Here is a 9,704-nt window from a genome sequence, read left to right on the forward strand (position 1 = left end):
GGCCTGGGGGCCGGCGGCTCGGGCACGCTGCCGCCGCCGGGGCGGGCGGCGGGCTTCACGGGAAGCGGCCCGACGGCTCCGGCGGCCCTCAGGTCGGGGTGCTTCTCCAGCTTCTCGGCGGCGCCCTCCGTCCGGATGGTGAGACGGGGGTCGAGGTTCCGCGGGGCGGCGGCCGCCTCTCCGGCGGTCCCGGCGGCGGCGCCGGAGGCCGCCCCGGCACCCGCCTTCCGCAGTCCCTCGGGCACCCGCAGCATGGTGGTCCGCTCGGCGACGGACGGTCCGTCGGACCGCTCGCCGGGCGGCGTGTCCGTCTCCTCCGCCGCCGTGTCGCCGGCCGGGCCGTCCTGCCCCGTCACCTCGGCACCGGCCCCGGCGACGTCGGCGTCCCCGGCCGTGCCGGAGGAGTCGTCCGCCGCCGGGTCCCCCTTCCCGGGGGACGCGGCCGGCGCCCCCACGGGCAGGCGGAGCGCCGTGGTGGCGTCGTCCGCCGGGAGCCTCAGCGCGGTGGTGGCCTCGTCCACCGGCAGCCGCAGCGCCGTGGTCGCGTTGTCGACGGGCAGCCGCAGGACGGTGGTGACACTGTCCGCATCCCGGACGCGGAGCTGAACGGTGGACGCCCCCTTGGCCGGTGTCCCGGCCTCACCCCGCCCGGCGTCGCCGTCACCCTCCTCGCGCTCCGCACGGGCCTCCTCGGCCCGCTCCGGTTCCCGGTCGCGCTCCCGCTCCCGCTCGCCGTCCCGCAGCACCCTGTCGGGGGACTCGCCCACGTAACCCAGCCTCCTCAACGCCCGGCGGGGCACCGGCCGACCCGATTTCGGGAAGCCGACGCCCCGCCCCGTGTACCTGTACAGTCTCCGCCACCGCCGACCGTTCCGGTCGCCCACACCCCGCCCTACCGGCGGTTATTGCCGCCGCACGGCGGTACCCCCGGCCTGCTCACCGGTCAGACGCCGGGCCCGGTACGGGCGGTTCCCCGGACTGCCGCAAGGTCACGATTCGGAGGCGTACTCGACAAGCCCGTGTGAGAGGCGTCACGCTGTTTCCCATCCACGCGGGGAGGCTTGGATGGGCAAGAGCCGCAGAACTGTTCCCGAGGAGCTCTTGCTGCTCGCTTTGGACCCGGCCACGGGCACCACGGCGCAGCCGCAGACCCTCGACCTCGGACTCGCCGGGGCCCAGCTCGTCGAGCTGTCCTTGGCCGGAAGGATCGTCCCGGAGGGCGACCGGATCGCCGTGGTGCTCCCACGGCCGACCGGCGACCCGACACTGGACCACGCGCTGGAACTGCTGCGCCGACGCGGCAGTCCGGTCCGCGCGGCGCACTGGATCGGCGGGCCCCGGCTGGGGCTGCGGCAGACCTACCTGGCGCACCTGGAGCGCTGCGGCATGGTCACGGCCGTGCCGGGCCAGGTGTGCGGGGTCCTGCCGACGACGCGCTACCAGGCGTCCGACGACTGCACCAACGCCGCGATCAAGCAGCGGCTGGACACCGCGATCCGGACCGGTGTGCCACCGGACCCGAGGACGGCGGCGCTGGCGGCGCTGGCGCACTCGGTGGGTCTGGGCAAGCACTTGTACCCGGGCAACGAGGGCCGGTCGTCGCGGTCGCGGCTGCGTGACCTGATCCGGTACGACCCGCTGGGCGGGATGGTCGCGCACGCCGTGATGGACGTGCAGAACGGCCTTCCGGGTCAGCAGGGTCGCGGCGCCCAGGCGGGTGCCCCGGGCGGTTCGGGCCGTCCGGGCCCGCGGCCGGTCGGTCGCGCCCCCGCCGGGCGGGTCCCGTCGGCCCGGGTCGGCGTCCGCTGACCGTCCGGTAGCCGTCGCGTCGCGCCAGGGAACGTCCGTTCGCGGAGCACCCCGGTCACGGAGGCCCCGGTCACGCCCGGGTCCCGTCCCCGGGGAGGCCCCGGTCGGACGGGAGCACCACCGCAGGTACGCCGGCCACCGGTCGGCCGCACGACCCGAGGGCGCGCGCCATCGTGACGCGCGCCCCCCGTCGGCGGCACACAACCAGCAGGCCCGCAGGGGCGGTCGCCCGCGACGGAAGTCGCCGGGCGGCCGCCCCTCTGCCGTCCCCGCCTCCGCACACGTCCCGCACAGGAGCTCTTGACCTGCGCGGGCCCGCATATGTCGGTGGCACTTATGCACCGTTCCAGACCGTTGTCACCATCAGGTCGCACGACCGTGGCGCCTTATCACTCACGGGTGTCCGCCGTCTCGCCGAAGCGCTTTTCCGATGATCTGTTCTACTGCGCTGCTGCGATTCCCCGGCGGTGACCTGATCCAAGGTGACATGCTGCTCGAAGTCAGGGGGTTGGTCCCAATTACCACAGTGTTCCGAGGATTGCCGTTCCAACGATCACCAGAGGTCCGGCCGGAGGTCGACGTGTCCGCGAGCATCAATCCCACCGTGCGCCGCAGGAGGCTCGGCGCCGAGCTCCGCAAACTGCGCGAGGGCCTGGGCATGACCGCGGAGGAGGTGGCCCAGCGGCTCATGGTCTCGCAGTCGAAGATCAGCCGGCTGGAGAACGGCCGGCGCAGCATCAGCCAGCGCGACGTCCGTGACCTCTGCGACGTCTACGACGTGACCGACGAGCAGATGCGCGGCAGCCTGATGGAGATGGCCAGGGAGTCCCGGCAGCGCGGCTGGTGGCACGACTTCAACGACATGCCGACCCCGTACAGCGTCTACATCGGCCTGGAGGCGGAGGCCTCCTCGATCCGCGCGTACGAGTCCTCCTTCGTCCCCGGGCTGCTGCAGACCGAGGAGTACGCCCACGCGGTGGTGACCGGCACCCAGCCGGACACCGACACCACCGCCGTGCAGCGCCGGGTCCAGGTCCGGATGAAGCGGCAGGACCGCATCCACCAGGAGACCAACCAGCTCGGCAGCCTGTGGACGGTCATAGACGAGGCGGTGCTGCGCCGCGAGGTCGGCAGCCGCCGCGTGATGGCCGAACAGTTGAAGCACCTGCTCGCGCTGAGCGAGCGCCGGAACATCACGATCCAGGTCATCCCGTTCTCTCACGGGGCCCACCCCGGGATGACCGGGACATTCTCCCTGTTGGAGTTCCCTGAGTCAGCCGATTCCACGGTTGTCTACTTCGAAGGGGTGACGAGTGATCTGTACCTCGAGAAGGAAGCCGATGTCCGCCGCTATACCGGTCTCTACGACCACCTGCGGGCAGCGGCGCTCGGGGTGGCCGAGAGCCGGTCACTGATAGCCGAGATTGAAGAGGGATACCACTGATGTCCACCACGTTCGAGAGCGGATCCGTCTGGCGCAAGAGCAGTCACAGCGGCGGCAACGGCGCCTGTGTGGAGATCCGCGTCCCCGCCGCCGGGACGGTGGACGTACGCGACTCCAAGGACCCGCGGGGTCCGCAGCTGCACTTCTCGTCCGAGGCCTGGGAGGCCTTCACCACCGCCGCCGGTGCGGGGGTGTTCGGCCGCTCCTGAACGGACGGCACCGTTCTCGACCGGATGCCCGCGGTCACGTCCCCGCCACACGGAGGGCGGCGGGACGCGACCGCGGGCATCCGCGCGTCCGCCTCCGGACCAGGCAGGGCAGGGCCGGCGGGGCGGGGAGGGCAAGGCCGGCGGGGCCGGGCCGGGAGGGCCCGGGCGGAGGGCCGGGGCTCAGCGCACCACCGGGTAGCGGGTGGACCAGAGCGCACCCTCGGCGGTGTCCTGCCCGTGCAGTTCGGAGCCGTGCATCAGCTCCAGCACGAAGTCGTCGGCCAGCTCCAGGATCGCCCCGCGCCCCTCCAGGCCGGCCACCAGGCCGGACGGCAGCGCGGTGTCCCCGTGCAGCACGCCCAGCAGGTTGCCGCAGATCGAGCCGGTGGAGTCGCTGTCCCCGGAGTGGTTGACGGCGAGCAGCAGGCCGGAGCGGACGTCGTGGGCGACCAGCGCGCAGTAGACCCCGATCGCCAGCGCCTCCTCGGCGACCCAGCCCTCCCCCAGCGCCTCGACCCGCTCGGCGGACGGTTCCCCGGCGCGGACCGCGTCCAGCGCGCCGCGCAGCGCGGCCGTGGTCTCCTCGTGCGCCGGGCGCTCGGACAGCAGCGCCAGCGCCAGGTGCACGCCCTCCTCCAGGGTGCCGCCGCGGGCCGCGGTCTGGACGATCACCGCCAGGGCGCCCGCCGAGAGGTAGCCGGTGGGGTGGCCGTGGGTCAGCACCGAGCACTCCACCGCCAGCTGGAAGACCAGCCCGGGGTCCCAGGTGGTGAGCAGTCCGAACGGGGCCGCCCGCATCACCGTGCCGCAGCCCTTGGAGTGCGGGTTCTTGGGCGCGTCCAGGGTGCCGAGCCGGTCGGCGTCCGGCCCGGAGAGGCCGGAGAGGCAGGCCTGGCCCGGGGCCCGCTGGGCGTACAGCCACTCCTCGCGGCCCAACCAGCCGAGGTCGGCGCGCCGCTCGTCCGGGCCCCAGTCGCGCTGGGTGGCGGCCCAGCGCAGATAGGCGAGGTGGATGTCGCTGGGCGGGTGCCAGCTGCCGGTGTCCCGGCGGATGTGGGCGCGGATCAGGCCGTCCAGGGTGAACAGCGACATCTGGGTGTCGTCGGTGATCGCCCCGAGCCGCCCGTACGCGGGGACGTAGCCGGTCACGCCCTGCGGTCCGTGGGTCGCGCGGATCCTCTCCAGCGGGTCGAACTCGATGCCGGCGCCGAGCGCGTCACCGATCGCCCCGCCCAGCAGACAGCCCCGCACCCGGCTGCGGAAATCCTGCTGCTGCGCGCGTGACCACAGGGGCATCACGGGTCGGTGCCTTTCGTCCGGGAACGGGGCCGCGCGGCGGTTCGGACCCACCACGCGCCATGCACTGTATTCGAATGTCCGGTCGGGCCAAGGGGTCCCCTCGCACACCGGCGCGGGCGGCGGCCGCACCAGCTCGTCAACAGAACGTTGCTGCGGCGCCACGCGGCTGTCACGGCCCGCCATCCCGCGCTGCCTAGCGTCCGGGGCCATGACCAACTCCCGCGCCCGGCTGACCACCGCGCTCGCCCTCACCGGCGCCCTCGTCCTCGCCGCCCCGGCGCTCGCCGTCGCCGCCCCGGCCGCGCCCGGCACCTCGGCCACCGCCGACGCCGGTGCCACGGCCGGCGCCGCGGCGAAGCGGTCCGCGCACCGGATCCCGTTCACCGCCGCGAACGTCGTCCAGCGGGCCGACGGCGGCTTCACGCTCGGCTGGAGCGTCCCCGGTGTGCGCGGGGTCACCGTCTACGCGGGCACCGACCGGGAGGACATCGCACATCGCGCGCCGGTCGCCATCGCCGGGGGCACCACCACCGTGACCGTCGACGGCCTGCCCGCCGCCGACCGCTGGTTCTTCGAGCTGGTCTCCTTCGACGCCTACCTGCGCTCCGGCCTCGGGCTGGACGGCCGCGACCCGCGGGACCTGCACGGCCGGCTGCTGGTCGGCTGACGGCGCTCCCGGACGCCGGTGGCCCCGAACCCCTCCCCGGGGCCCGGGGCCACCGGGGAGCGGTCGGAGGGCTCAGTCCAGGACCGGCAGCAGCCGCGGCAGGTGGCCGTCCGAGGCCAGCGCCGCCGCCCGGCGCTCGGCGGGCACCTCCCCGTACGTGGTGGTGCGCTGGCGGTGCGGACGCCCGGCCGCCTCCGCGATCGCCTCCAGGTCCCGGACCGACTTGTAGCTCCCGTACGCCGAGCCGGCCATCCGCGAGATGGTCTCCTCCATCAGCGTGCCGCCGAGGTCGTTGGCCCCGGAGCGGAGCATCTCGGCCGCGCCCTCGGCGCCCAGCTTCACCCAGCTGGTCTGGATGTTGCGGATGTGCGGGTGCAGCAGCAGCCGGGCCATCGCCACCACCGCCCGGTTGTCGCGGGCGGTCGGACCGGGCCGGGCGATGCCCGCCAGGTAGACCGGGGCGTTGGTGTGGACGAACGGCAGCGTCACGAACTCGGTGAAACCGCCGGTGCGCTGCTGGATCCCGGCCAGCAGCCGCAGGTGGCCCAGCCAGTGCCGCGGGGTGTCCACGTGCCCGTACATCATCGTGGACGAGGAGCGGATGCCCAGCTCGTGCGCGGTGGTGACGACCTCCACCCAGGTGGCCGCGGGCAGCTTGCCCTTGGTGAGCACCCAGCGCACCTCGTCGTCCAGGATCTCGGCCGCCGTGCCCGGGATGGTGTCCAGGCCGGCCTCCTTGGCCCGCAGCAGCCACTCCCGGACGGACAGCCCGGTGCGGGTGGCGCCGTTCACCACCTCCATCGGCGAGAAGGCGTGCACGTGCAGTCCGGGCACCCGCTCCTTGACCGCCCGCGCGATGTCGAAGTACGCGGTGCCGGGCAGGTCGGGGTGGATGCCGCCCTGCATGCAGACCTCGGTGGCGCCGACCTCCCACGCCTGTTCGGCCCGGTCGGCGACCTGGCTCAGCGAGAGGGTGTAGGCATCCGCGTCCGTGCGGCGCTGGGCGAAGGCGCAGAAGCGGCAGCCGGTGTAGCAGACGTTGGTGAAGTTGATGTTCCGGGTGACGCAGTAGGTGACCTCCTCGCCGACCGCGTCGCGGCGCACGTCGTCGGCGATCCGGCAGAGCGCGTCCAGGGCCGGGCCGTCCGCGAGGAACAGCGCCAGCGCCTGGTCGTCCGTCAGTCGCCGCGGGTCGTCGGCGGCCACCGCGAGCGCCTCCCGGACGTCGCCGGTGAGCCGCTCCGGGGCCGAGCCCGAGCGGACCTGCTCGCGCAGCACCTCCCAGTCGCCGTAGACGTCCTCGAAGTCGGCCCGGCGGTCGCCGGTGCGGCCCTCGGTGTCGATCGCGGTGTGCAGGTCGGTGCGGCCGGAGGCGGCGGGCAGGTGCTCCGGTTCCTGCCAGGGCCGGCCGGTCACCGGGGCGTCCGGGCGGGCGAGTCCGGTGTCCGGGTCGGCCAGCGCCCGGACGTGCGGCAGCACCCGCGGGTCCAGCCAGGGCTCGCCGCGCAGCACGTACTCGGGGTAGACGGCCAGGCGTTCGCGCAGCTCGAAGCCGGCGGCGGCGGAGTGCTCGGCGAGCCGGTCGATCTGCGGCCAGGGGCGCTCGGGGTTCACGTGGTCGGGCGTCAGCGGGGAGACGCCGCCCCAGTCGTCGATGCCGGCGACGATCAGCCGCTCGAACTCGCCGTCCACCAGGTTCGGCGGGGCCTGCAGGCAGGCGGCCGGGCCCATGATGTGCCGGGCGACGGCCACCGTGGCGACCAGCTCGTCGAGTTCGGCGTCCGGCATGCCGCGCATCGCGGTGTCCGGCTTGGCCCGGAAGTTCTGCAGGATCAGCTCCTGGATCCCGTGGTAGGCCCGGGAGACCCGGCGCAGCGCGAACAGCGACTCGGCCCGCTCCTCGTACGTCTCGCCGATGCCGATCAGCAGCCCGCTGGTGAACGGCACCGAGCTGCGTCCGGCGTCCTCCAGCACCCGCAGCCGGACGGCCGGCTCCTTGTCGGGCGAGCCGTGGTGGGGGCCGCCGGGCTCGCTCCACAGCCGGGTCGCGGTGGTCTCCAGCATCATGCCCATCGAGGCGGAGACCGGCTTGAGCCGCTGGAAGTCCGTCCAGCTCAGCACCCCGGGGTTGAGGTGCGGCAGCAGCCCGGTCTCCTCCAGGATGCGGATCGACATCGCCCGGACGTAGGCGAGGGTGTCGTCGTAGCCGTGCGCGTCCAGCCACTCGCGGGCCTCGGGCCAGCGGTCCTCGGGCTTGTCGCCGAGGGTGATCAGCGCCTCCTTGCAGCCCAGTTCGGCGCCGCGCCGGGCGACCTCCAGCACCTCGTCCGGCGACATGAACATCCCGTGCCCGGCCCGACGCAGCTTGCCGGGGACGGTGACGAAGGTGCAGTAGTGGCACTTGTCCCGGCACAGCCGGGTGAGCGGGATGAACACGCTCCTGGAGTAGGTGATGACGCCGGGCCGGCCGGCCGCCGCGAGACCGGCGTCCCGCACCTTGGCGGCGCTCGCGCACAGGTCCGCGAGGTCCTCGCCCCGCGCCCGGAGCAGGACCGCGGCCTCGGCGACGTCGAGCGCCACGCCGTCGCGGGCGCGGCGCAGGGCGCGGCGCATCGCGTTGGCGGTCGGCGGCGCGGGGTCGACGGGGGTGGCCGGGGCGGCAGGGCGGTCTGTGGCGTCCATGCCGTGACCCTACGCCAGCTCTCCCCCGCCCGGAGTAGCCGACCCTGAGGAGGTCTCAGGGTCGGCTGCGCCGCGAGTCTTACGCCGATCTGGCCCTGGAGGGCGATGCTCCGGCGGCCCGGAGGGCTTGTAATGGAACCCGGGAGCACGCGGCGGACACGCGGCGGCGAACGAGCGACGGGCACCACCAGCAGGACGAGCGGGACAGGCGCGGCGAACGGCAGGACGCCGTCGGTCAGGTTACGGAGGGGTTGGACGCGATGACGGACGACAGCAGGACCGAGGAGCACACGGGCGGCACGCCGTACCGTTCGCGCCGTCGCACGCTGGTGCGGGTGGCGGTACCGCTGGCGATGGCGGGGATCGTGGCCACGGGGATCGGCCTGGTGCCGGCCCTGGCCGACGACTCCCCGCCGAACCTGCCCGCGCTGACGGCGGAGCAGGTGGTGGCGAAGGCGCTCGGCTCGCAGGCCGAGACGCTCTCCGGGACGGTCGAGGTCTCGGCCGACCTGGGCGTGCCGGGGCAGCTGTTCTCGGCCGCCGGCGCGGGCGCGTCCCCGGGCGGGACGCACGGCCGGGGCGGGTCCTCGGCGGCGCCGGAGTCGAAGCTGCTCGGGCTGCTCGGCGGTGACCACACCCTGCGGGTCTCGGTGGACGGGCCGGACCGGCAGCGGATCGGCCTGATCGAGAAGCTCGCCGAGTACACCCTGGTGCACAACGGCGACCAGGTCTGGGCGTGGGACAGCTCCACCAACGAGGCGGTCCACCTGACGGCCCCGCAGGGCGCGGGCCACCGGGAGCGGCCGCCGCTGACCGGGGTGCCGACCACCCCGCAGGAGGCGGCCCGGCAGTTCCTGACCGCCGCCGCGGGCACCACCTCGGTCGCCGTGGACGGCACCGCCAACGTGGCCGGCCAGAAGGCGTACCGGCTGAGCGTGAAGCCGACGCAGCCGGGCTCGACCATCGGCGAGGTGCGGATCGCGGTGGCCGCCGACAACGGGGTGCCGCTCGCGGTGCTGGTGAAGGGCACGGACGGCGGCAAGGTGCTGGACGTCCGCTTCACCGAGGTGTCCTTCGCCAAGCCGGCCGCGAAGACCTTCGAGTTCACCGCGCCCAAGGGCGCCAAGGTGACCGAGCACAAGGCGCCGGACGCGCCGGCCCGGGGCGAGCACGACCGTGCCGCGGCGCCCGGCGGGCTCAACGTCGTCGGTGAGGGCTGGACGAGCGTGCTGAGCACCCGCCTGCCGAGCGGCGAGGTCACCGTGCCCGCCGAGGGCAAGCACGGCGGCAAGCACGGGAGGGCCCCGCAGGGCCAGAGCCCGCAGGCCCTGGTGAAGTCCCTGGGCAAGCCGGTCGAGGGCGGCACGCTGATCAGCACCAAGGTGCTGAACGCGCTGGTCACCGATGACGGCCGGGTGTTCGCCGGCGCGGTGACGCTGCCGGTGCTGCAGAGCGCGGCCGGGGTGAGGTAGTGGTGAAGACTCCCGTGACGGAGGGTCGCGCGGAGTCGGCCGGGGGCCGGGGCACCGAGGTGCCCCCGGCCCCCGTGGCCGTTCCCGCGGCGGACTTCCCCTCGGCCGCCCCCGCCCCCGCC

At 74.5% G+C, this 9,704-nt stretch carries 7 protein-coding genes and 1 pseudogene; 5 read left to right on the forward strand and 3 right to left on the reverse strand.

Annotation, left to right across the window (positions count from 1 at the left end; translation table 11 throughout):
* Positions 1–767, reverse strand: a pseudogene (locus ACWEQL_RS38190) (hypothetical protein); the annotation flags it as partial.
* A 298-nt stretch (positions 768–1,065) separates the two neighbouring features.
* Here ACWEQL_RS38190 and ACWEQL_RS38195 point away from each other — a divergent pair.
* The 3 genes from ACWEQL_RS38195 to ACWEQL_RS38205 all read left to right on the forward strand — a co-directional run bounded on the left by ACWEQL_RS38195 (position 1,066) and on the right by ACWEQL_RS38205 (position 3,462).
* Positions 1,066–1,809: a GOLPH3/VPS74 family protein gene (locus ACWEQL_RS38195; RefSeq protein WP_452155494.1), complete on the forward strand. Its 744-nt coding sequence runs from the start codon at positions 1,066–1,068 to the stop codon at positions 1,807–1,809.
* A 580-nt stretch (positions 1,810–2,389) separates the two neighbouring features.
* Positions 2,390–3,253 carry a helix-turn-helix domain-containing protein gene (locus ACWEQL_RS38200; RefSeq protein WP_452155496.1) on the forward strand — a complete coding sequence of 288 codons (864 nt, stop codon included), beginning with the start codon at positions 2,390–2,392 and terminating at the stop codon, positions 3,251–3,253.
* Positions 3,253–3,462: a DUF397 domain-containing protein gene (locus ACWEQL_RS38205; protein WP_452155498.1), complete on the forward strand. Its 210-nt coding sequence runs from the start codon at positions 3,253–3,255 to the stop codon at positions 3,460–3,462. Before ACWEQL_RS38200 ends, ACWEQL_RS38205 begins: the two co-directional genes overlap by 1 nt.
* A 180-nt stretch (positions 3,463–3,642) precedes the next feature.
* Here the strand turns inward: ACWEQL_RS38205 and ACWEQL_RS38210 are convergent, their stop codons facing one another.
* Positions 3,643–4,758: an ADP-ribosylglycohydrolase family protein gene (locus tag ACWEQL_RS38210; protein WP_452155500.1), complete on the reverse strand. Its 1,116-nt coding sequence runs from the start codon at positions 4,756–4,758 to the stop codon at positions 3,643–3,645.
* Between the two features lie 211 nt (positions 4,759–4,969).
* Here ACWEQL_RS38210 and ACWEQL_RS38215 point away from each other — a divergent pair, with 211 nt between their 5' ends.
* On the forward strand, positions 4,970–5,428 hold the full coding sequence (locus tag ACWEQL_RS38215) for a hypothetical protein (protein ID WP_452155502.1): 459 nt from the start codon (positions 4,970–4,972) through the stop codon (positions 5,426–5,428).
* 72 nt (positions 5,429–5,500) lie between these two features.
* Here ACWEQL_RS38215 and ACWEQL_RS38220 read toward each other — a convergent pair whose 3' ends face one another.
* Positions 5,501–8,110: a bifunctional FO biosynthesis protein CofGH gene (locus tag ACWEQL_RS38220; RefSeq protein ID WP_452155504.1), complete on the reverse strand. Its 2,610-nt coding sequence runs from the start codon at positions 8,108–8,110 to the stop codon at positions 5,501–5,503.
* 260 nt (positions 8,111–8,370) lie between these two features.
* On the opposite strand from ACWEQL_RS38220, the gene ACWEQL_RS38225 reads away from it, so the two are divergent.
* Entirely contained in the window at positions 8,371–9,582 is a 1,212-nt protein-coding gene (locus ACWEQL_RS38225) for a LolA family protein (protein ID WP_452155506.1), read from the forward strand.
* Positions 9,583–9,704: the final 122 nt, after the last annotated feature.

Source organism: Kitasatospora sp. NPDC004240 (genome assembly GCF_053603215.1).